Annotated in this window: 1 protein-coding gene; it reads right to left on the bottom strand. The window is 43.4% G+C overall.

Annotation, left to right across the window (positions count from 1 at the left end; genetic code table 11):
• On the bottom strand, positions 1-492 hold a 492-nt coding region (locus tag KIV40_RS25890), incomplete at its 3' end, for a hypothetical protein (protein WP_285352060.1).
• Positions 493-567 lie beyond the last annotated feature (75 nt).

Here is a 567-nt window from a genome sequence, read left to right as displayed (position 1 = left end):
GAGTTCTATGTCTCTCAATATGTGTTTATCAATGGTCAGCCACTTTTCAAAGTCTCGGATCAGTCTTGCTGAGTTGATGTCATGGGTGTGAAGCACACGCTTGAGTTGTGCGAGCAGGCTAGCTCTAGTTTTGGTGCCACACAATAGAAATTCAGCGACAGAAATGTCATGAGCATTAAGCTCCGTTACTAAGCGAACACGGTTGTTGAAATCAGCTTCGGAGTGAGTGCCGCTCAGCCATGTATAAATGTGATGCTGGATTGCATTACATAATGGCCCATGTGACAGGCACTCTTGTACATGAGGGTGAGAGAAGCGTGTTTTTACTCTCAGTTGGTGTAAATAGCGGTCAGCGAAGTCTGCTTGATTAATGTTCAACTGCGCTAAGCTGTGGCAGAGAGTTTGAACTTGTTCAGGTGTTAGGTTGACTAACTCAAAGTAACGCTCAATGTTGCGCTGATTGAATGTCGTGCCTTCCCTTTTGAGGTTCATAATACTCTCTTAGTGTATCTGTATACGGTAAAAATAGAATAGTATGTTGAACCAAAAGAGTAAAGGAAGCGCAAC

Source organism: Vibrio sp. D173a (genome assembly GCF_030248475.1).
Note: the sequence above shows the minus strand (reverse complement) of the source record. Positions and strands in the feature narration are given on the sequence as shown.